This is a genomic window from Brevibacillus parabrevis (assembly GCF_003710905.1).
GTDB classification, from domain to species: Bacteria; Bacillota; Bacilli; order Brevibacillales; family Brevibacillaceae; genus Brevibacillus; species Brevibacillus parabrevis.
Window position 1 is genome coordinate 169,542 of record NZ_RHHV01000008.1, and the last position, 22,135, is coordinate 191,676.

A 22,135-nucleotide genomic window follows, 5' to 3' on the forward strand; every position below is an offset into this window, starting at 1 on the left:
CGGGCTTGAGGGCGTCAAGCGGAAATCACATCCATTTGTTCAATCGGTTTCTGCCAAGTTTTTGGTAATTTCACAGCGCGACAGCTTTGGTAAAGTAGAGAACAAGTGAGAGGTCACCCAAACTTTGCATAAATAAAGCTTCTACCGAAACCATCTCGTAGAAGCGCGTTCTGTCAAAAGGGAGGATGAACAACATGAAATTGCGAAAAACCCTCATCGGAATCGTAATGGGATTGACTTTAGGAGTAACAGCGATTGCACTGCCAATGCCAGGAGAGCAAAATGTAGCTCACGCAGCCTGGACGCAAGCGAAGGCAGACAAAGTCATCAGCACAGGTAAAAAATATCTGGGGACCCCCTATAAATTTGGTGCAAAGAGCTCGACAACAGCTGTTTTTGACTGCTCTTCTTTCACGCAGCGCGTATTCCGTGTAGCAGTAGGCAAAAGCTTGCCACGTACCTCGCGTGACCAGGCGAAAAAAGGCGTGAGTGTGTCCAAGGCCAACCTGAAAAAAGGGGATTTGGTATTTTTCAAGGCGAGCACGACGACGAAGTCCAAGCGGATTACTCACGTTGCTATTTATGCGGGAAACAACAAGATTCTACATACCTACGGGCAACCGGGTGTGACCTTTACCGCATTTAAAGGAACGTCCTGGGAGAAGCGCTTCGTTTCTGCGCGACGTGTTCTGTAGCTGATTCTTTGTTCTCTTACTTAGTAATACGTCTCGCAGCGCAGATTGTTGCGAGAAAAGCGCAAGCAAATTTTGGAAAAGAACAAGCCGCAATGCTTCTCGGAACGATCCTTTGTGGATCGTTCTTTTTGTATACGTGCGAAAATGGTAGAAAAGTGACTGATAATGTTTATGGTAAACTACAATATGTATGTTGTTCATTCATAAGCCGTTTATGTAAAATGAACACAGGCATACGCAGGGAAAGTGTGGAATTTAGGGCTTTACTACCTCTTTAAAAGTAGTGTATAGTGCGAAATTAGAAAGAAAACTGCTTTTCTGGAATTTTTTTCATAGGTAAAATTACCTATATTGTCATTCTTGTACATATTTTATGACAAGGGGAAAGGAAACTTGATGGTTACTACGCGTACGCCACGCAAACGGCGGGTTCTGCCGTGGAGTGCATGGATGATTGCAAGCTCTTTGCTTGTCGGCTGCCAGTTTGGGGTTGAAGAAGCAAACAACGTTCCGAAAGCGAATACGACTCAAACGATTCCCGCGAGCAACGGTGAGAAGAGCAAAGTCATTCCTTTTGTATATACAGCAAAGAAAGAACTGACCCTGACCTTCAACGGGATGGGGGATGACGCAACCATGAAGAAGCTGCTGGACGAGCTGGACAAGTACCAGATCAAAGCGACCTTTTTTCTCCCGGGCATGCGGGTTGCGGAAGAGCCGGAGATCGCCAAGGAAATCCTCAAGCGAGGGCATGAAATCGAGAACAACACGCTGAATCACTTGGACGATGCCCAACTCAGCTATGAGCAAATCTACAAAGAGATTCAGCTTGGCAACGACGTAATCAAAAAGCAGACCGGAGTTACTCCAAGCTATGTGCGCACCAAATCGGGGGATGTTACCGATAATGTCCGTCTGGCTGCGGCTGCGTTGGGAATGAAAGGCGTAGTCAGCTACAGCATCAATCCGAAAGACCGGGACATGAAAAAGGATGCAAAGGCGATTGGCGAGTACGTGGAGAGGTTCATGACCAGGGGCGGGATTATTACGATGAATACAGACATCAATCCCGAAGTGATTCCCGCCATCTCCTATATTGCGAAAGCGGCCAATGACATCGGCTACAAGCTCGTTCCGCTGGGGGAGCTTGTGAAAAACGGAGGAGAGCGCAAGCCGCTGGAACAAATTCCTGGCTATGATGCGGCAAAAATCAATCCCGACACGAAAAATGCCACCTATCACCTCATCTATCAGATGGAGACGAACGAACCGAAAATTGCCCTGACTTTTGACGACTGGGGCAGCGACAAGACGGTTACGAAGATTCTCGATATTTTGGAAGAGCACGATGTCGTCGCGACCTTTTTCCTGCGGGCAAAAGGGGTAGAGGACAACCCCAACCTGGCGCGGGCGATGGTGGAAGGCGGGCACGACGTGGCGAACCACAGTTACAGCCATCCGGTCGTCACGACGATTTCGCCGCAGCAGTTGCAAGAAGACTTGGTGAAAGCGCACCGTGTCATTACAGATGCGATTCAGCAGCAGCCTGTGATGCTGTTTCGTCCACCGACAGGAGTCGTTAACGACGAGACAGCCCGATTGATCTCGGCAGTCGGATACAAAAACATCGCGATGTACGACGTGACGATGCTGGACTGGGATGCCAGACACAGCGCCGATGATATCGTCAACGGAATCATGACCAAGACGAAAAACGGCAGCGTCATTTTGCTTCATATGCTCGACAACATACATACAGTTGAAGCGCTGCCTGTTGCCTTGGAAAAGCTGAAACAGAAAGGCTTCAAATTCGTCAAAATGGCTGACATGGTTCCAAAGTAAAACGCGGGAAAACTGCCTGGAATTGACTATAGCTGTTTTCTTTCATAAGGAGTAGTATGAAGGACTGTAGTCGAGGAATTTTCTTTGCGTATATCGGGAGAAAAGGAGAAAAGACATGCCCAAAAAGATAGGAAGAAACCAAAAATCATTCTTGTTTTCCATAGCCATGGCGATGCTTGCGATTGCCGTGTTAGCAGGATGCGCTCCGCTGCACGATCGGGGCCAGCCATTTGGCTACGCTGCGCAAAAAACCAAAACGACTCAAAAGATCATTCGCTATACAGGAGAAAAAAGCAAGGGCATTCCTTTCGTCTATACGACCAAGCGAGAACTGGCTCTTACCTTTAACGGGATGGCTGACAGCAAGAAGATGAAACAGCTGCTCGATGCACTGGACAAGCAGCAGATCAAGGCGACTTTCTTTTTGCCTGGCATGCGTGTAGCCGAGGAGCCGAATCTGGCAAAAGAAATCGCTGCGCGCGGTCATGAGGTCGAGAACAATACACTGAATCTGCTCGATCTGAGCAAGCTTCCCTATGACAAGATCAGCTCCGAGATCAAGCTGGCCAAAGATGTCATTGAGAAGAAGGCAGGGATTAAAACACGTTACGTGCGAACAAAATCGGCGACCTATACCGATGACATTTTGTTGGCCGCAGCGGGCGCAGGCCATGAAGCTGTTATCTCCACCAGCCTGTTTTTGCATAACTGGGAAAAAGAGACAGAAGAACAAAAAATGCGCTACGTCAGAAAATACATCAATCGTGGCGGGATCATAACCATGGACACCGTTGAGAGCAAGCAACTCGCCGAGAATGTTGCTCTTTTGGCGCGGGCAGCAAACGATGCCGGATATCGCTTTGTTCCTTTGAAAGACTTGATTGCAGGCAGCCAAGAGAGAAAGCCAGCTGAGCAAATTGAAGGCTATGACGCTGCGAAAATCAATTTGGATGTTCAAAATGTTACTTATCGATATGTACAAAGAGACGAGTCAGACAAGCCGCAGATCGCCCTGTCTTTTGACGACTGGGGAAGCGATGCTACTGTCACAAAAATTTTGGACACATTGGACAAGTACCAGATTAAAGCTTCGTTCTTCTTGCGGGCCGACGGGGTGGCAAAAAATCCGAACCTCGCCAGAGCGATATATGAAGCAGGACACGATGTGGCGAACCACACGTACTCTCATCCCGTTTTGACCAAAATCACAGTGGCTCAGATGCAGGAAGAAATCGTCAAAGCGCATCAGATCATTACAGGCGCGATTCAGCAAAAGCCGACCATGTACTTCCGACCACCGACCGGAGCCATTAATGACAATACATTAAAAGCTATTTCAGCGACTGGTTACCATACCATTACGAACTTTGATGTAGATCCTTCCGATTACATGAAAACAAAGACGGCGGACGAAATTGCAAACATCGTCATCGAGAAAACAAAAAATGGCAGTGTGATCCTGCTGCACATGCTCGATGACATAAAAACCGTAGACGCGTTGCCAACCATCATTGAGAAGCTGCAAGAGAAAGGCTATACGTTTGTGAAAATGTCAGAAATGTTTGGTTCGTAATCGACAATGAGAGAGGAAGAAACATCATGGATCTGTTTGACGCAATTGTAGAGCGCCAGGAAAAAATTGCTGTCGTCGGACTCGGATATGTAGGGTTACCAGTAGCAGTTGCGTTGGCAGAAAAAGTGTCTGTAATCGGTTTTGATGTCAATCGTGCAAAAGTGGATAATTACCAAAACGGGCTATGCCCGGATGGAAGCATGGACGAGGAGCGGCTGCGAGCCAGTACGATTGACTTTACGTCAGATGAAACAAGACTGTCGGAAGCGCGGTTTTTCATCGTCGCCGTGCCCACGCCGATCAAGAGCGGCAATGTGCCTGATCTGCACTACGTACAGGCGGCGACGCGGACGGTAGCGAAACACATGCCGAAAGGATCGGTTGTCGTCTTCGAATCGACCGTGTATCCGGGAGTGACCGAGGAAATATGCATCCCGATACTGGAAAGCGAATCGAACATGCGTTGTGGAGAGGATTTCACAGTCGGCTATTCGCCGGAGCGCATCAATCCGGGCGATGACGTGCACCGTTTTGAATCGATCGTGAAGATTGTATCAGGCATGGACGAACAAACATTGGATACGGTGGCACGGGTGTACGGGCTGGTTGTGGAGGCGGGCGTGTATCGGGCGGAGAGCATCAAGGTCGCCGAAGCAGCCAAGGTCATTGAAAATGCCCAGCGCGACATCAATATTGCGTTCATGAATGAGCTTGCGATGCTGTTTCATCAGATGGGCATCGATACGAAGGCTGTGCTGCAGGCTGCCCGGACGAAGTGGAACTTTTTGCCGTTCACACCCGGTCTGGTAGGAGGGCACTGTATCGGCATCGATCCGTATTACTTGACCTACAAGGCAGAAGACAGCGGGTACCATTCCAAAATCATTTTGGCGGGTCGCCACATCAATGACGGGATGGGCAAATACATCGCGGAACAAATCATCAAGTCGGTTGTACGGATGAAGCTGGACGTCAAAAACGTGAAAATCGGCATCATGGGCTTGGCCTACAAGGAAAACTGCCCGGATATTCGCAACTCGAAAGTAGTGGACATTGTTTCCGAGCTTCACGAGTACGGGATTGTGCCGCTTGTCGTCGATCCGCTGGCTGATCCCAGACTGGCGTACGAGGAATACCGGATCGAGCTTTCCCACCCGGATGCGCTGAAAGAATTGGACGTGGTGATCGTAGCGGTTCCGCACGCCTTTTTTGCCAGCATGAGCGTGGACGACTTCGATGCCATGTACGGAAGCGGTCAGACAAAAATGATTTTCGATATCAAAGGAGTTTATCAAAAAGCCGATTTTGTGAATAAGGGTTACCATTACTGGAGCTTGTAAGAGGGAGTGGAGAAGCGACAGTGATATTCAAAAAGAAAAAGAAAAATACAGATGAAGTGCTGACGGTTTCTCGAGCGGATCGGCGACTCCTCTCCAATGTTCCAGACCCAGAAAATATTCGGACACAGGCAGATCGAAGAGGACAGGCTGCGGATGTGGCTCAGGATGATCCAGCTTACCTGGACAGGTTGCGGATGCTGAGCCTGCGTTACATGGCCAATTTTGATGTCGTGGTCTACACGCGCAAGAAACAGAAAAAAAGCGCGTTCAAGGGGCGCGCAGTCGATATTTCCACAACAGGTCTTTTGTGCGAATTTGGGCCAGCTGCCCAAGAGCGGCTGTTTGTGGGAAAAACGGTTTCGATTCATTGCGATATTCCTCCAGGCACGATGCCGGAAGGATTTGAATCATCCGTCAAGTTAGAGGCGAAGGTCGTCCGAAACTTTACGAAGACCGAGGATGAGCAGGAGAAGCTGATGGTGGCGTTTGAATTTGCCAAGCCGCTGACAGAATATCTGCAAAGAAAACGATGGGGCTACGCCATTTACGGCTCCAGCGCCATGCTGTTGTTCTCGACGATTTTCATCATGCTCATGCGCGCGGAGAGCGTGATTTACTTCCAGTACAACATTCTTTTGTACATGTACAGCTTGATCGCGGCGGCCTTTTTGCTGACCCGCTACTTTTTTGGCGCCCTGTACCGGGATGTGCCGATCAATCCGGACTTTACGCCGGGAGTCTCGATCATCATCCCGTGCTTTAACGAAGAGGAATGGATTCATCGCACGATTTTGAGTTGTGTCAATCAAAACTATCCGATCGACAAACTGGAAGTAATCGTGGTCGATGATCGCTCGACGGACCGCTCGGTGGAGCAGATCGAGAAGGTCATCGAGATGATCCATAACGAGGCCGACCGCTTCATGACGAGAGAAAGGGTGCGCATGCATGTCCTGCCCGAAAATGGCGGGAAGCGCGTCGCTCTCGTCAAAGGCGTGGAGATGGCGAAGCACGATCTGGTCGTGTTTGTGGACTCGGACAGCTTCCTGGAGCCGACCGCGATCCGCCATCTGGTTCAGCCTTTTCAGGACCCGAAAATGGGCGGCGTAGCCGGGCGGACAGACGTGGAGAACAAATACACGAACTCGATTACGAAGCTGCAAACGGTTCGGTATTATATCGCTTTTCGCATCATGAAAGCGGCAGAAGCCTGGTTTGACAGCGTGACGTGCTTGTCCGGGCCGCTGTCGTGCTATCGCAAAGATTTGATCACCAAGCATTCCGATGCCTGGCTGAGTCAGAAGTTTCTCGGTCAGCCTGCGACTTTTGGCGACGACCGAAGCATGACCAACTACATTTTGCAGACACATCGAACCTCTTACCAGGATTCGGCCATCTGTTCGACGATTGTGCCGTCGAAGATGAGCGTGTTCTTGAAGCAGCAAATGCGCTGGAAGCGTTCGTGGCTGCGTGAATCGCTGCGGGCCAGCATGTTCATCTGGAAAAAAGAGCCGTTCATGGCGCTGTTCTTTTACATTGGCCTGATTGTTCCGATTGCAGCACCTGTCATCGTGTTGTACAACCTCGGATACGTTCCGCTCGTCCATCACGTGTTCCCCGGAACGTTTTTGATGGGGCTTTTGCTGATGGCGATGCTGATGAGTCTGGCTCATTTGCTGTTCCGCAGGAGCAAGCTGTGGGTGTTCGGGTTTGTTTTTTGCGTGTTCTACGAATTTGTCTTGCTTTGGCAAATGCCTGTCGCCTGGGTGACGTTCTGGAAATCGACCTGGGGCACACGGGAGACACCGCAAGACATTGAGGCGAAATTGAAAAAAGAAGCCCGAAAGCAAAAAGGCAAAAAAGGATTCAGCTTGCCGTTTTAAACACAGTTGCTGCGTGGGAGATTTCGAGAGCAAGGGGGGGATGAGATGAGAGGAAAGCGTAGTGCCGCCCTGGATTACAAAAAGAAGGATCGCCGAAAAAAGATTCGCACTGTCTGGCAATTTGCGATTTTGCTGCTTGTCGGCATGATTGTCTATCAAGCCGTTTTCGATACGAAACAATACGTGCAGGCAGATACGACACAGTGGCAAAATCAAAAAGGATTCATTGCCCTTTCCTACTTTGGCGTCGGGCGCAACGGCACACCGAAGCTGATTGCCAAAGAGCTGCTGGATGAACATCTGAAGGCGCTCCGCAAGCAAGGCTACGTGACGATTTCGCAACAAGATGTTCTGGATTTTTACCAAAAAAACAAGCCGCTGCCAGACAAAGCTTTGTTTCTCGCTTTTGAAGATGGGCGAAACGACTCTCATTTGTTTGCTCAGCCGCTTCTGGAAAAGTACAACTACAAGGCAACTGCGCTGACGTACGCCAACAAGATGGGCAACAGCGACAACAAGTTTCTCCAGCCCAAAGATTTGCTGCGCATGCAGGAAAAAGGCTTCTGGGAAATGGGCACAAACGGTTATCGGCTGACCTACATCAATATTTTTGACCGGGACGGCACGTTTATCGGCGTGAGAGACGAAAACCAGCTGCCTACGAAAAACCACGTGGAGTATTACAACCATTTTTTGATGGACTTCATCCGCGATCAGGACATGATTCCGGTGGAAAATCGGACGCAGATGGAAGAACGGATTACCCACGACTATCAGTTGATGAAAGATATTTACACCGAGCAGCTCGGGTCTGTCCCGCGCGTGTACATGATCATGCACGCCAATACGCTCTATCAAGGGATGAACCGGCTCGTTTCCGATGTCAATGATGCGAACATCCGCAAGCTGTTCGCGATGCATTTCAACCGGGAAGGCAACGTGTACAATTCGCGTGACGAGAGCTTGTACAACTTGACTCGCGTGCAGCCTGCCCCTTATTGGTCGACCAATCATTTGCTGATGAAAATTCAGAAGGATACGCAGCAAAAGATGAAATTCGTGCTGGGAGACGAGAACCAGGCGAAGCAATGGGAGCGCATGAGCGGGGCGGAGGAATTTAAGGACAACCGACTGATTTTGACTTCCCCGCCGAGCGAGAACGGCCAGATTTATTTGCGCGACAGCGAAAACTACAAAGATGTGGGCTTTACAGCAAAGCTCGAAGGCAACGTCGTCGGCAAGCAAGCGATTTATTTGCGCTATGACCGCAAGAAAAACGCGTTCATTCGCCTGACTTTGGAAAACAATGAACTCAAGCTCGAAGAGAAAAAGCCCGGCAGCGCTGTAAAAGAGCTGTCCAAGACCAAGCTCGGCGAGGTACAATGGAAGCCGGAAGATTTGGCGTACGACAAGGCGACCGTCTACAGCAAGGCCCAGACGGAAGCGGGTGCTCCCAAGGAAGACGAGGGATACCCGATCAATATTCAACAATCTAGGCTGCTTGACATCACTCTCCGGGACAATCAGTTATCTGTGGCTGTGGACAAACAGGTGCTGATAGACAAACAGCAAATAGATGCTACCATGGAGAAAGGCGGCTTGGCACTGGAAGCCCAGTACAGCAAGCAAAACAAAAAAGATGACATTTACGATGCGATTTTTACGGACATGAGCGTGTTTGTTCCGACCAATGGCGAGGCGAGCGATGCTATCCTGTTCAAAAATTCGTATTCGGGCTGGGATGAAGTGGTGCACGTATCGGAGAAAGCGTTCCATGCTGCCATCGACTGGGTCATCGAAACGTTCTAACATAGAAGGAAAAGGGGAACCAGGTCAGGTGACGATGAAGAAGCGGTTCAAAAAACAGACGATTGTTCTCGCAGTATGCCTCAGTGCTATTGGGACGTTACTCGGGGGCTGCGATATCTTGGGAAGCACTTCCGATTCGTGGAAAAGTGTGGAGGCGGCAGAACAGCCGATGGAGAAGACAGCCTGGGTCACGGACTGGCAATGGATGGACGGCTCCGCGGATTTGCAAGGCATGACGAACGGTTTGACCAGTGTGCAGATGTTTGCCGCCTATTTTGACGAAGCGGATCAACTGCTGTTTACCGATATGTTCAAAGAGGGGTTGCCCAAAGTCCAGGAAATCTCGCGAAAAAGCAGTCTCGTCCATGTGGATTTGACGATCGTGAACGATCAGAAGCGCAAGAATGGCACGGACAGCCAAAAGGACCCGGCGATCGTAACGCGGCTGATGGCGACGCCGCAAAGCCGGACGAAGCACATCGACCAGATCATGGAGGCGGTAACGACGTACCAGTTCCATGGGGTGGAGATCGACTACGAACGGGTTGCGGACAAAGACTGGCAGAACATGCTGCTGTTTATCCAGGAACTGCATAAGCGCCTTCAGGCAAAAGAAAAGACCCTCCGGGTGGTGCTGGAGCCGCGGACGCCGATTGAAACACTCGCGCTGCCCAAAGGCCCCGTCTATGTGATGATGGCGTACAACCTGTACGGAACCTCGACCGGGCCAGGACCGAAAGCGGACCGGGCGTTCATCAAAGAACTGGCAACCCGCATGAAGGCCGTGCCGGGAGAAAAGGTAATTGCTATTGCGTCTGGCGGGTTTGACTGGACAGCTTCGGGCAAGGCGGTCCAGGTAACGGAGCAGCAAGCCGTGTATTTGGCGAAAGTCAATATGGCGCAACCGCAGCGTGACGAGGCGAGTGGCAGCCTTTATTTCCAGTACGTAGACGAGCAAAAACAGAAGCACACGGTTTGGTATGCCGACGAGACGACATTGCAAACCTGGTCGCAAGTCATTGCCAGTGAAGGCTACCACAAGCTCGCTTTGTGGCGCCTGGGTGATTTGAGTCCGGCAAGTGTTTCGTTCATGAATGAATAAGAAGAAGCCCCCTTCCTTTGCGGCCATTACTTCTAGGCCAGAGGGAAGGGGGCTTTTCTCTTTTCTATTAGGTCGTGCGCATACTAGATTTTCAGGATGCCGCCCATGCTCGCATTCGTTACCATCTTGGAGTAGCGTGCCAGGTAGCCTGTTTTCACTTTCGGCTCAAATTCTTTCCAGCCTTCGCGACGGCGGGCCAGTTCAGCCTCGTCAACGTTCAGGTGAATCGTGCGCTCTTCGAGATCGATCGAGATGATGTCGCCGTCTTGGACGAACGCGATAAGGCCGCCTTCAGCCGCTTCCGGGGAGACGTGCCCGATGCTGATGCCGCGGGAAGCGCCGGAGAAACGGCCGTCTGTGACGAGAGCCACTTCCTTGCCGAGTCCCATCCCGACGATTTGCGAAGTAGGAGCCAGCATTTCTGGCATGCCCGGACCGCCTTTTGGTCCCTCGTAACGGATGATGACGACGTGACCGGACTTGATTTTGCCTGCCGCGATGCCCGCCAGCGCTTCTTCCTGGGAGTCGAAGCAGATCGCTGGTCCTTCGTGCTTTTTAATAGAAGGATCGACACCGCCCGTTTTGATGATCGAGCCTTGCTCGGCGAGGTTGCCGAACAGGACGGCCAGACCGCCGGAGGCACTGTACGGGTTCTCCAGACGGCGGATCACCTGGTCGTTTTTGATTTCCGCTTCCGCGATGTTTTCCGCGAGCGTTTTGCCTGTCACGGTGATGCGGTTCGGATGGATCGCGCCTTCTTTTCGCGCAATTTCCTTGAGAACAGCGGAGACGCCGCCTGCTTCGTGGCAATCCTCGATGTGGTAGTCGGACGATGGCGCCAGTTTGCAAATGTGCGGAATGCGCTTCGCCACTTCGTTGATGCGCTCGATTGGATACTCGATGCCTGCTTCCTGAGCGATCGCCAATGTGTGCAAAACGGTATTCGTCGAGCCGCCCATCGCCATATCGAGCGCGAAGGCGTCGTCGATCGCTTCGAGGGTAACGATATCGCGCGGTTTGATATCACGCTCGATCAAATTTTTCAGTTTTTCTGCGGAGGCTTGTACCAGTTCGCGGCGCTCCGGAGAGACGGCGAGGACGGTGCCGTTGCCTGGCAGCGCCAGACCGATCGCTTCGAGCAGACAGTTCATCGAGTTGGCGGTAAACATACCGGAACAGGAACCGCAAGTCGGACATCCGTATTGCTCCAGCTCTTCCAGCTGCTTGTTGTCGATCAGACCTGCCTGGTACGCCCCGACTCCTTCGAATACGGAGGAAAGCGAGATGGAGCGGCCGTCGCTTGTCTTGCCTGCTTTCATCGGTCCGCCTGTCACGAAGACAGTCGGAATGTTGACGCGCAGAGCGCCCATGATCATTCCCGGAGTGATCTTGTCACAGTTCGGGATGCAAATCATGCCGTCGAACCAGTGCGCGGCTACGACCGTTTCCAGGCTGTCTGCGATGATCTCGCGGCTTGGGAGGGAATAGCGCATCCCGATATGGCCCATGGCGATCCCGTCATCAACCCCGATGGTATTAAACTCAAATGGAACCATGCCTGCGGCGCGAACAGCTTCTTTGACCAGCTTGCCAAACTCCTGCAAGTGCACATGGCCTGGGATAATATCAATGTAAGAGTTGCAGATGGCGATAAACGGTTTGTCGAAATCCTCGTCTTTTACGCCTGCCGCCCGGAGCAAGCTGCGGTGCGGTGCGCGGTCGAAACCTTTTTTAATCATGTCACTGCGTTGTCTAGCCAATGTATAGCTCTCCCTTCCTGCTTGAAAATGACCTGTCTTATGTTTTGCACTATCTTATCAATTTTTATTAGTAGAAACAACCGTAAAAGTCTGAACATTTGCTCAGTCTGACGCTTGCAGGCAGCTTGCCATGCCGCTTGCAGCATGGCGAAAACAAGCTTTATCAGCTACAATAAGAGAACGAATTTTAATTTTGTTGGAGTGAACAAAATGATAGAGGAATTGAAAAGTATTTGCGAGGAAGGCAGCGATGAGGAGCGCAAAATACTGGAGTTGGCGATGCAGGCTATCCGGCAAAAGCGCGAGCGCAAAAGTGCCTATCTTTCAGGCTTTCTCGGCTTGAAGGGAGAGTTTATCGACGAAAAGAAGCAGTCGTATCGCTTCGAACTGCCGCTCACGGTGTTCATGCACAATTCGGGAGGCGCGGTACATGGAGGGATTCTCGCCACGCTGATCGACTCGGCCATGGGCTCGTTGATCAACCGTTCCCTGCCCCCGGAGCAGTACGCGGTCACGACCGAGTTGAAGCTCAACTACTTGCGTCCGGGAATAGGGGAACGGCTGCGCGCTGAAGCGACATTTTTGCATCGGGGACAGACGCTGGTCGTTATGGAAGGCAGCGTTTACGACGAGCGTAACCATCGGATCGCGCACGGCACGGGTTCGTTTATCGTTTTAAATCGAAAATTTTTTACCTGAACTTCACCGGATCACAACAAGTCCGCTGTATTGTGAAATATAGGTCAGCATCTTGCCGGAGAGGGGCACGATAAATTCCATGTTTTCTTTCTCCACGATGCCGGAACGAGAGACGATCCGCGCCCATTTGACGCCGATTTTGTAGTATTGGGAGCCAAAGGTCGTGTGGACGGTTTCTCTGTTCAGCCGAAACGACATCGGCGCCGTATCGAGCGTATGCGGCACCATGCTGACGATATCGTGCAAAAACAGGTGGTAGGTCAGGTGCGGCTTGAAAAACACGAGTTCTTTTGTCGTGACCGTAAAGCCGTAGCTATTGTTCATCTGGGTGAATTTCAGCTCACCCTCCATATTTTTCAGACGAATGAAGTCGCTGTTCATGTTTTTCCCCTCCTAAAAAGCGTCGGGCTGTATGCGCCAAAGCCTGGCTTTGCGCCCGCTCGCCTGCGCTGCGTCTTTTGTCTTTTTCGCGATGGGTGTCATTCTATCATAGTGATGTGCGCATGAGGAATGCAAGGGAAAACAATGGACAAACGACCCAATGAAGGAGCGAAAAGCCGATGCTGGAAATTGCCAAGGAAGCAGCAAGTGTGGCAGGAGCCTTTTTGAAGGAGCGTTTTCTGGAGCAGCTCACCCCTGACGAGGAGCTGCATAACGATGTGAAACTGCCGGAGGACAAAGGCAGCGAGCAGCGCATCATTGAAGTGCTGCACCGTCACTTCCCGACGCATACGATTTTTTCCGAAGAGATCGGGATGGTCAGCCGCGACGAGGAGTATTTGTGGATTGTCGATCCGCTGGACGGCACGAACAATTATTTTATCGGCCATCCGTATTTTAGTATATCGATTGCCTTGCAGCACAAAGGCGAACTCGCCCTTGGCGTCGTGTACAATCCGGTAGCAGGTCAAATGTTCTGGGCGGAAAAAGGGCAAGGAGCGTTCCTGAACGGCAAACGCATCTCGATCAACAACCGGACAGACTTGACGCGGGCAGCAGGGACGTACATTCGCGGACGCGAAACCGTGACCAGGCAGGAGGAGCTTGCTGTTACAGAGCCGTTCATGCTCCAGACGAAGCGTCTGTTGCGCAACGTGGCTCCGGCACTCGATTGGTGCCTGCTCGCCAATGGCTGGCTCGACTACATCGTCATGCAGCGTTCGGGGATCATGGACGTGGCTGCCGGAATCGTGATCGCGAGTGAAGCGGGCGCTACCATAACCGATTGGCAAGGTGAGCCTTACCGACACGAGCCGTTTTTCCAGGATCAGACGCGTTCGCTCGTAGCGACAAACGGTCAGCTGCACGATACGATCCGCGCGATGACAGTGGAGCAGCACGTGGCGAATGTGCAGCGGTAGGCTTGGAAGCCACATACAAACAGCGCGACCATTTTCACAAACGCTCTTTTCTAAGAAATTGTTGCTTTTAGAAAAGCCGTGAGTTGCTTGATATTTATAGTACCAAGCGAAGCGTGCATTCACGGTAAATGGAAATCCTATAGACTTCCTGATTTTCATTATAGAACACACGTTTCCACAACAGCAATAGCAACAAAATTTGCGAAAAGAGCCTTCACAAAAATGGCCAAGGCTGGGGCAGGAGGCAGGACTCTTGCACCAGCTTTTCCCTTTTTAGCCGAATTTCGTGTTTTTTCGGCAACCATTTGTTCCGCGATGCGTATAAATTGGTGCTATCTTGAAAAGGGCATCATTTTACTGAGAAATGGGGTGACAGCATGGCTAGACTGGAATATCGTCTGCTGGACGAGGCGAACGGGTACCCTGTCCTGTTTTATTACGATCGCATCGACAAGGACGAGGTGTCGCTGCGCTTTGCCTGCGACTATTTGGTGAAGGGGCATGTCGTCTACGAGAAGACTTCTTGCGCCATCGAGGGCGGGACATATGTGATCTACGTCCGCCACTCGTCCGAGGAGACGGCGGTGGACTATGCCGAAAGACCGTCCGTGCGCTGGGGGAGCATCCAGATCGAGATGCGCGAATACAGGGAGAACACACGTCTCTACCCGCTCGTGCACACGTTTTCGTTCAAAGATGACGACGATGCTCTCCTGCATTTGCAAAGCGACTATTTGTATTTGAATGGCCGCGAATGGGAAAAAACCTCGGCTGAGGTGGATGAGGATCGTCAGGTGTACATTTACTACGCACAGCCGGCAGGGTAGGAGGGAAAAAGCATGGCACTGACAAAATCGGCAAAGGTGGTCGGTCTGTTTGTGGCGGCAACGCTGGCTATCAGCGGATGCTCGTCTGATTATGATGACGATTGCTACGACGATGACAATGACGGATATTGCGACGACGGCGGGAGCAGTTCGCGCGGATCGTCCGGCTACTACGGCGGCAGTTCGTCCAAAAGCAAGTCGTCAGGAGTATCCAGCGGCATTAGCCCCAGCAGCTCCAAAGGTGGAATCGGCAGCTCGGGCGTGTCCAGCTCGGGGTGATGGAAGTGGATAACAAGAACCGAAGAGAAGCGCTGTACGGCCCTTTGCGCGAGGAAGGAATTTTCCTGTGGGATTGGATGTACGGGGAAGAGTACGCGCTGGCGGATATCCACCTCATCTCCGAATCGTTTCGGGAGGAGCTTGCGACAGCAACGGCAAAGCTCGGCAGCATTTTTACGAAAGTGACGCCTGTCTTGCAACGCGCGGACGATGCGCTTCTGCTTGAGTTGGGCGTTCCGGCGCAAGCGTTGCAAACCGTGCGAACCGCTGTCCTGCAAGATTTGCCTACAGCGATCGGCCGCTTTGACTTCGCCAGCACGAGCGAAGGGCTGAAGATGCTGGAATGCAACAGCGATACCCCGACAGGGATTGTGGAAGCTTTTCACGTCAACGAACACGCGTGTCGCTACTTCGGGGTGAAAAACCCGAATGCCGGGATGGACGCGCAGCTGCAACGCGCTTTTGCCAGGCTGATGCAAGCTTACAGCGACAAGGGCTATCCGGTTGAGCACGTCTGGTTCAGCTCGCTGGACTGGCACGAGGAAGACAAGGGAACGACCTTGTATCTGATGGAAAAGTCGGGAATCGACGCCCGATTTGCGCCGCTGGAAAAGCTTCGCGTCTGGGAAGACGGACTGTACGTCGAAGCAGAGGGCAGCTTGCTTCCCGTCGATGTGCTGTATCGGCTGCACGCCTTGGAAAAGCTGGCCGAAGAGCGGGACGAAGACGGCTATCCCACAGGGGAGCACGTGCTTTCCCTGATCGCTGCGAAAAAACTGGCGATTATCAATCCGCCGTCTGCGTTTTTGATCCAGACGAAAGCGCTCCAGGCGCTGATCTGGAACTTGCACGAGGCAGGCGAATTTTTCCAGGAAGAAGAACACGCGATCATCGAGACGTACATGCTTCCAACGTACTTCGAAAATCGGTTTGCAGGAGCGAATGACTATGTCACCAAGCCGATTTTCGGCAGAGAGGGTGGCGGTGTCGCGCTGTTTGCAGCCGATGGGACACTGGTCGAAAAAGATCAGGAGGAATTTTACTGGGAGCAGCCGATGATTTATCAAAAGCGGGTGGAATTGCCCGAGATTACGGTACAGACGCTGTCAGGCCCGTATCAAGGCAGGCTGTTGTGGGGCTCCTTCTGGATTGGCGGAGAAGCGTCTGCGGTCGTGGCCCGTGTCGGCGGCCCGATCACCAACAACTTGTCCTATTACTTGCCGGTCGGCATGAAAGGGTAACGAAAAGGAGAGGAGTGCGGCATGATTACACAATGGAGTTACATACTCAATTTTTTGGCCTATTTGGCCGTGACTATTCCGATATTGGCAGTCGGCATTTTCGTTTTTACGTTTACGACTCCGTATAAGGAATTTGCGTTGATCAAAGACGGGGCACAGACAGACGACCCGAAAAAAATGGCGGCGGCGAAAGCAGCGGCACACGATTTGGGCGGAAAAATTATCGGTCTGGCGATCGTGCTTGCATCCGCTGTCTATCACTCCGTCAACCTGTTGGATCTGGTCGTGTGGGGATTGGTTGGCATGGTGTTTCAAGTCGTTATTTTTTATTTGTTCGAGTGGATCACGCCGTTCAAAGTGGTGTCGGAAATCCCGAACGGCAACGTTTCTGTCGGCATTTTCGCCTCCCGGCTGAGCATTGCGGCAGGCTTGCTGATGGCGGCTCTCATCAGCTACTAAGATATAGAAAAGCGGGATCGGTCCTCGGGAGGAGTCCTTCGTGTTTTGGCGCGTCATGTATGAGATATTCGTCATCATGCTAGTAATTACGTATGCAATTTTGCTTTTTGCTGATTTCTCGAACCACCCGCTGCTGACAGACGAATTGATGCATTGGGTCGACAACGGGCTTATCGTCATGCTCATCGCAGAATATATGGTTCGCTTGTGGAAGGCAAAAAACAAGCGGCAGTTTGTCATCTCCAACTGGTTCGATCTGGTGGCGATGATTCCCTTGGACCAGTATTTGTATTTGGCCCGGTTCATGCGTGTCCTGCGTTTGGTGCGCATTGTGCGGGCTTCTCCGTTTTTGCTTGGCGTCATCCGCTCCGGCCCTATGCGGCAAGTTCTCGGGGTCGTTACGATTATCATGCTCTGGAGCTCGACAGCGATTTATTTGCTGGAATACGGCGTGAACGAAAATATCAAGAGCTTCACCGATGCGCTTTGGTGGTCGATCGTGACGACGACGACGGTAGGGTACGGGGATATTTCCCCTGTGACGTCAGGCGGGCGGATCATGGCGACGATTTTGATGGTGACAGGGATTGGCATGATCGGTGCGCTGACAGCCAACTTTGCGACCCATTGGACGGAGACGCACGATGCCAAAAGCGACTCCGAAACCGACCGACTGACAGAAGAAATCCGGAAGCAGACGATTTCCTACATCCAGCAAATCGAGAGCTTGCGGGAAGAAGAGTACGAGACGTTAAAAGAAAGTCTGGACTTATTGTATCGTCGAACGAGAAAGAAACACGAAGAAGAGTGAGCTGTCGGTGCGCCGGCAGCTTTTTTTCATGACTTTTCGGGGGAAAATACAGAAAAGAAGCTATTTTCGTGAAGATTATACCGAAGAAATACGAATTGATTGTTGACGCGGAAAAGCAACCCATTTATAATTCCGAGTAAACACATATGATTTACTAAATAAGTTTGGATGAGGGGTATATCCGATGGCAAAAACTGCGGCTTTGGTAATCGCTCACGGTTCTCCCGATCCCGACTGGCTGAATCTGGTTGAATCAGCAGTCAGGCAGTGCCAGAGCGAGCTGCCGACCCGGGTCGCCTATCTGGGGGGAGTAGAAGGGCGCAGCATCAGCGACGAGTGGAAGCGTCTGGAGGCATCCGGAGCGAAGCGGATTGTCGTGGTTCCTCTGTTTGCCTCGGCGGGCAGCAATCATGTGACAGAGATACGGGCGATGCTGGGGCTTACGCCTTGGCCCACCTGGGAGACGGAGCAGGTGCGCATTCCTGTTCGGGCGAGGATTTTATGGTGTCCGCCGTTGGAAGATCATTCGCTGGTGGAGCAGATCGTCGGACAGCGCGCCATGGAGCTGGCAAAAGATCCTCGCAAGGAAGCGTTGTTGCTCGTCGGTCACGGCAGCGACTGGCCGGGATGCCAGGAGCGGTGGGAAAAGCTGCTGCGCCGCATGACGTTTCGCCTGCAAAACCGCTATGCCTTTGCTGCAGCCGGATATGCGACGCTTCGGCCAGACACGCTGCGGGAACAAGTCGTGGCGCTCTCGGAAAAAGGGGAGGTCATCGTGCTCCCTCTGTTTGTCAGTCAAGGGTATTTCACCCGCAAGGCGATTCCGGCACGGCTGGCAGAGTTGTCGTATCGGTATAACGGCAGCGCGTATTTGCCCCATCCGCTGATTGCTGATTGGATTGCCCAATCGATTCGCATGGCACTTGTAACAGACCTTTTTACGCAAAGGAGCGTGTATGAGCATGGCAGAGAGAAAACAGTGGAAGTGGGCAGATGATCCGTCCCTGAACAAAATGGAATTTACCAAGCTGGAAAAGGACGGACTGGATGTCATCGAGACAATCGTCAACACTTATTCCAAAGAAGGCTTCGAATCGATCGAATCTTCTGATATGGACCGCTTCAAGTGGGCCGGTGTCTATCAGCAACGCCCGAAAGACGGCCACTTCATGATGCGTGTGCGCATACCTGGCGGGATCATGAGCAGCGAGCAAGCGAGAGTGCTTGCCAAAATCGCCCAGGATTACGGCCGCGATCTGGTCGACGTAACGACGCGCCAGGCTGTCCAGTTTCACTGGCTGACCGTAGAGTCGCTCGCAGACATTTTTGATCGGCTCGGTGCCGCTGGCATGTCGTCCTTCGAAGCTTGCGGAGACTGTCCGCGGCAGATCATGGGCAATCCGCTCGCAGGAATCGATCCGCATGAAGTGCTGGATACGCGCCCGATCGTAGCCGAGCTGGAGCAGTTTTTCCTGCTTAACCGCGACTTCTCCAACCTGCCGCGCAAATACAAAATGTCCGTATCTGCGAACATTTACAACGCTGCCCATGCGCAAATCAACGATCTCGCCTTTACTCCGGCAAAAAAAGTCATCGCTGGCGAAGAAGTCATCGGCTTTCACGTCTGGGTGGGCGGAGGCTTGTCGGCAAAGCCGTATTTGGCGAAAAAGCTCGATATTTTCGTCCGTCCGGAAGAAGTCGTCAAAGTGGCGGCAGGCGTCACGACGCTGTTCCGCGACTTCGGCTATCGGCAAAAGCGCACGCATGCCCGCCTGAAATTTTTGGTGGCGGACTGGGGACCGGAGAAGTTCAAGGAAGAGCTTGTCCAACTGGTAGGCGAGCTGGAAGCTGGCGGAGAGGATTTGACGAAAGGCTGGAACGGCGGTTACTTCTACGGTCTGCACGAGCAGCGCCAGCCAGGATTGTACTACGCAGGGCTGTCTGTCCCCGTCGGGCGCATGAACGCGGAGGAGCTGATCGAACTGGCTCGTCTGGCAGACGAATACGGGGATGGCACGATCGGAGCCTGCAACACGCAAAATATCCTGATCCGCAATATTGCGAAAGAAAAAGTGGCGGCGTTCCGCCAAGAACCGCTGATTGTCAACCGTTTCAAACTAAAGCCGAATACGTTTGTCGGATATGCCGTCTCCTGCACAGGCATCGAGTATTGCAATCTGGCTATCGTCGAGACAAAAGAAAGAATGCGCGGGCTGGCGCAATATTTGGATGATGCGGTTTCGCTCGACACACCGCTGCGCATCCACATGATCGGCTGCCCGAACTCGTGCGGACAACGCCAGATTGCCGACATCGGTCTGCAAGGCGCGCTGGTGAAGACGCCAGCCGGGATGGTCGAAGCTTTTGATGTCCACGTAGGCGGAACGCTGGAAGAGCCGCAATTCAACCGCAAGCTGAACGCGCGCGTCACCGTAGACAGGCTGGGGGCTTTCCTGGCGCAGCTGATCGCGCTTTACAAGGAAGAGCGGCTGGAGGGCGAGGAATACTGGCGCTACGTCGAACGGGTCGGGCTTGCCCGGATTCAGGAGCAAGTCGACAGCATTTTGCAAACCGCATAACCAAGCCGAGCGAAAAACGCAATCTGAGGAAATGAGGGAGTGCCATGGCAGAGGAACAAGCCGAGAGCTATTTGTACAAATTGGAGGCTGTGCTGGAAGAAGGCCAGTTGCTGACCGTGGTCGTGATTGCGAAATCGGATGAGCGTGCCTTTTCCACTGCGGAAAACAACCTGCTTCGGCACACGATTGTCCCGCCGAAGGTCAAGGAGCTGAGCCTGGTCGAGAAAAAGCCGCTCGGCCGTCAGGGAGTCGGCTACGTCGTGGAGACATCCCGGTTCAGCTAACCGGATGTGAAACAGGCAGCTTTGCTTTTCATGCTAGGAAGGCGTCAAGGAGGAGTGATCAACAATGAATGCTGGCAGAGTCGTCTTTGTAGGGGCAGGCCCCGGCGATCCGAAACTGCTTACCATCCGCGGGATGGAGGCGCTGCAAAATGCGGATGTCGTCGTCTACGACCGTCTGGCTAGTCCGTTGCTCCTCTCCCATGTCAAAAGGGAAGCCAGACTCATTTACTGCGGCAAGGAAAGAGACAGCCATACGCTGCCGCAGGAAGAGATCAACCTCCTGCTGATACGAGAAGCCAAACAGGGGAATAACGTCGTGCGCCTGAAAGGCGGGGACCCGAGCATGTTCGGCCGGGTCGGCGAAGAGGCGCAAATGTGCGTGGAGCATGGCGTGGCGTATGAGATCGTGCCGGGGATTACCTCCGGCATGGCTGCGCCGCTCTATGCGGGCATTCCGTTGACCCATCGCCAGTTCAGCTCCTCCGTCGCTTTTGTCACCGGACATCTCTGCGAGCAAAATGCCGACAAGCAAGCGGATTGGCAGGCATTGTCCCGAGTGGAGACGCTCGTGATTTACATGGGCGTGAAAAATTTGCCGCACATTCAAGAGCAACTGCTTGCGTGCGGAAAAGCGGGAAATACCCCAGTCGCCCTGGTCAGATGGGGCACGGTTGGCGAGCAGCAAACATTGGTCGGCAGGCTTGCGACGATCGATCAGGATGTAGCCAAAGCAGGTTTTGCGGCACCTGCGATCATCATTGTCGGCGAAGTGGTGCAGCTTCGCGAGCAATTGAACTGGTACGAGTCTCGGCCACTGTTCGGACAGCGGGTGGCCGTGGCAACCGGGACAGGATCAGGCAGCCAACTGCTGGCGAACCGCCTGGAGCAGCTCGGGGCAGAAGTGGTCCCCCTGCCGCTTGCGGAGCGACCCTTGCTGGCAGCGGAATGCTTGGGCGTGCCAAAAGACATGGCGGCATACAGCTGGGTGCTGCTCGACGACGAGCGGCAAGCGAGGGCGTTTCTCGCGGAGCTTGGCAGGCGCCGCTTTGACCTGCGAAAGCTGACGTGCAAGCTCGCCGTGCGCGGGGAGCGTACAGCCCTGTTTCTGGCGGACAGAGGATTGTATCCGGAGCGGGTCTTTGCCGAGTCGCTCGCTTCGTCGGCTTTGATCGAGGAGCTTGTGCAAAAGAACGGGGAACAGCGGGTTTTGCATCTGCGCTCAAAAGGCGTGGCAGCGCTTGCCCATCCGGCGGCAGATGTCATCCATCTCACAGCAGGGGGAGTCCTGGAGTGGGAGGAGACGCATCCGATTGTTTCCTGGATAAAAAAGCGGCCGTTTGACTGGTTTGCAGCCGATGACGGCGAGGTTTTGCCTGCCTTGGCGGATTTTGCAGGGGCTGGCTGGGAGAATGTGCCACTCTTTTGCGCCAACCAGCGTACACAGCAGGTGGCGAAAAAAATGGGGTGGCGCATCGTCATCGACGATAGCCTGGAAAGCTTTGCCCAAGGAATCCATCCGCATGAGCAAATCGCCAGTGTAACGAATCCGGCGCCCCTGCTTTTTTGGAAAAACAGATTGGCATGACAGGAG

20 protein-coding genes are annotated in these 22,135 nt (G+C 52.6%); 18 read left to right on the plus strand and 2 right to left on the minus strand.

Annotation, left to right across the window (positions count from 1 at the left end):
* The first annotated feature begins 194 nt into the window (after positions 1-194).
* From EDM60_RS10400 to EDM60_RS10430, 7 genes are all read left to right on the plus strand, one after another.
* Complete coding sequence (locus tag EDM60_RS10400) at positions 195-695, plus strand: C40 family peptidase (RefSeq protein ID WP_122963919.1); 501 nt, start codon at positions 195-197, stop codon at positions 693-695.
* Between the two features lie 396 nt (positions 696-1,091).
* On the plus strand, positions 1,092-2,537 hold the full coding sequence (locus EDM60_RS10405) for a polysaccharide deacetylase family protein (protein WP_371736944.1): 1,446 nt from the start codon (positions 1,092-1,094) through the stop codon (positions 2,535-2,537).
* 115 nt (positions 2,538-2,652) lie between these two features.
* The gene (locus EDM60_RS10410) at positions 2,653-4,110 is read left to right on the plus strand and encodes a polysaccharide deacetylase family protein (RefSeq protein ID WP_122963921.1); all 1,458 of its coding nucleotides are present in this window, start codon (positions 2,653-2,655) and stop codon (positions 4,108-4,110) included.
* A gap of 26 nt (positions 4,111-4,136) precedes the next feature.
* The gene (locus tag EDM60_RS10415) at positions 4,137-5,450 is read left to right on the plus strand and encodes a nucleotide sugar dehydrogenase (protein WP_122963922.1); all 1,314 of its coding nucleotides are present in this window, start codon (positions 4,137-4,139) and stop codon (positions 5,448-5,450) included.
* A gap of 20 nt (positions 5,451-5,470) precedes the next feature.
* Positions 5,471-7,333, plus strand: a complete 1,863-nt coding sequence (locus EDM60_RS10420) for a glycosyltransferase (protein ID WP_122963923.1) — start codon at positions 5,471-5,473, stop codon at positions 7,331-7,333.
* Between the two features lie 45 nt (positions 7,334-7,378).
* Positions 7,379-9,142, plus strand: coding sequence for a polysaccharide deacetylase family protein (locus tag EDM60_RS10425; RefSeq protein WP_122963924.1), 1,764 nt, complete (start codon positions 7,379-7,381; stop codon positions 9,140-9,142).
* Between the two features lie 34 nt (positions 9,143-9,176).
* The gene (locus EDM60_RS10430; RefSeq protein WP_122964070.1) at positions 9,177-10,244 is read left to right on the plus strand and encodes a glycosyl hydrolase family 18 protein; all 1,068 of its coding nucleotides are present in this window, start codon (positions 9,177-9,179) and stop codon (positions 10,242-10,244) included.
* Positions 10,245-10,327: 83 nt separating this feature from the next.
* On the opposite strand, the gene ilvD is transcribed toward EDM60_RS10430, so the two are convergent.
* On the minus strand, positions 10,328-12,004 hold the full coding sequence (ilvD, locus tag EDM60_RS10435) for a dihydroxy-acid dehydratase (protein WP_122963925.1): 1,677 nt from the start codon (positions 12,002-12,004) through the stop codon (positions 10,328-10,330).
* 210 nt (positions 12,005-12,214) lie between these two features.
* On the opposite strand from ilvD, the gene EDM60_RS10440 reads away from it, so the two are divergent.
* A complete protein-coding gene (locus EDM60_RS10440; RefSeq protein WP_122963926.1) occupies positions 12,215-12,703 on the plus strand; it encodes a PaaI family thioesterase in 489 nt (162 codons plus the stop codon).
* Positions 12,704-12,706: 3 nt separating this feature from the next.
* Here the strand turns inward: EDM60_RS10440 and EDM60_RS10445 are convergent, their stop codons facing one another.
* Positions 12,707-13,084, minus strand: a complete 378-nt coding sequence (locus tag EDM60_RS10445; RefSeq protein ID WP_122963927.1) for a hypothetical protein — start codon at positions 13,082-13,084, stop codon at positions 12,707-12,709.
* A 179-nt stretch (positions 13,085-13,263) separates the two neighbouring features.
* Here EDM60_RS10445 and EDM60_RS10450 point away from each other — a divergent pair, with 179 nt between their 5' ends.
* The 10 genes from EDM60_RS10450 (at position 13,264) to cobA (ending at position 22,129) form a co-directional block, all read left to right on the plus strand.
* On the plus strand, positions 13,264-14,064 hold the full coding sequence (locus EDM60_RS10450) for an inositol monophosphatase family protein (protein ID WP_122963928.1): 801 nt from the start codon (positions 13,264-13,266) through the stop codon (positions 14,062-14,064).
* Between the two features lie 377 nt (positions 14,065-14,441).
* Positions 14,442-14,891 carry a hypothetical protein gene (locus tag EDM60_RS10455; RefSeq protein ID WP_122963929.1) on the plus strand — a complete coding sequence of 150 codons (450 nt, stop codon included), beginning with the start codon at positions 14,442-14,444 and terminating at the stop codon, positions 14,889-14,891.
* Between the two features lie 12 nt (positions 14,892-14,903).
* Positions 14,904-15,170, plus strand: a complete 267-nt coding sequence (locus EDM60_RS10460) for a hypothetical protein (protein ID WP_122963930.1) — start codon at positions 14,904-14,906, stop codon at positions 15,168-15,170.
* Positions 15,170-16,411 carry a glutathionylspermidine synthase family protein gene (locus EDM60_RS10465; protein WP_122963931.1) on the plus strand — a complete coding sequence of 414 codons (1,242 nt, stop codon included), beginning with the start codon at positions 15,170-15,172 and terminating at the stop codon, positions 16,409-16,411. Before EDM60_RS10460 ends, EDM60_RS10465 begins: the two co-directional genes overlap by 1 nt.
* Positions 16,412-16,432: 21 nt before the next feature.
* Positions 16,433-16,870, plus strand: coding sequence for a DUF350 domain-containing protein (locus EDM60_RS10470; RefSeq protein ID WP_063228032.1), 438 nt, complete (start codon positions 16,433-16,435; stop codon positions 16,868-16,870).
* Positions 16,871-16,910: 40 nt separating this feature from the next.
* Entirely contained in the window at positions 16,911-17,681 is a 771-nt protein-coding gene (locus tag EDM60_RS10475) for a potassium channel family protein (protein WP_122963932.1), read from the plus strand.
* 184 nt (positions 17,682-17,865) lie between these two features.
* On the plus strand, positions 17,866-18,678 hold the full coding sequence (locus EDM60_RS10480) for a sirohydrochlorin chelatase (RefSeq protein ID WP_122963933.1): 813 nt from the start codon (positions 17,866-17,868) through the stop codon (positions 18,676-18,678).
* A complete protein-coding gene (locus EDM60_RS10485) occupies positions 18,644-20,260 on the plus strand; it encodes a nitrite/sulfite reductase (protein ID WP_122963934.1) in 1,617 nt (538 codons plus the stop codon). Before EDM60_RS10480 ends, EDM60_RS10485 begins: the two co-directional genes overlap by 35 nt.
* Before the next feature lie 44 nt (positions 20,261-20,304).
* Entirely contained in the window at positions 20,305-20,544 is a 240-nt protein-coding gene (locus EDM60_RS10490; RefSeq protein ID WP_063228036.1) for a DUF3906 family protein, read from the plus strand.
* Between the two features lie 64 nt (positions 20,545-20,608).
* On the plus strand, positions 20,609-22,129 hold the full coding sequence (gene cobA, locus EDM60_RS10495; RefSeq protein WP_122963935.1) for a uroporphyrinogen-III C-methyltransferase: 1,521 nt from the start codon (positions 20,609-20,611) through the stop codon (positions 22,127-22,129).
* The last annotated feature ends 6 nt before the right edge of the window (positions 22,130-22,135 follow it).